This window comes from Burkholderia sp. SIMBA_051, from assembly GCF_046534915.1.
In the GTDB taxonomy this organism is placed as follows: domain Bacteria; phylum Pseudomonadota; class Gammaproteobacteria; order Burkholderiales; family Burkholderiaceae; genus Burkholderia; species Burkholderia ambifaria.
The window spans coordinates 1-254 of sequence record NZ_JAWRXS010000587.1 but is presented as its reverse complement, the minus strand read 5'-3'; the positions used below and the strand labels follow the sequence as shown (position 1 = coordinate 254).

The 254-nt window shown below is 67.7% G+C and carries 1 pseudogene; it reads left to right on the top strand.

The window, feature by feature from the left end:
- Nucleotides 1-254 (top strand): annotated as a pseudogene (locus SB771_RS35835) (urocanate hydratase); the annotation flags it as partial.

The following is a 254-nucleotide window of genomic DNA, read 5'->3' as shown; positions in this document are numbered from 1 at the left end:
CTGCCTATATCCGTCCGCTGTTCTGCCGCGGCGTAGGCCCGTTCCGCTGGGCGGCGCTGTCTGGCGAGGCCGAGGACATCTACAAGACCGACGCCAAGGTCAAGGAACTGATCCCCGACGACGCCCACCTGCACCGCTGGCTGGACATGGCCCGCGAGCGCATCAGCTTCCAGGGCCTGCCGGCACGTATCTGCTGGGTTGGCCTGGGCCTGCGCGCCAAGCTGGGCCTGGCCTTCAACGAAATGGTCCGCAGC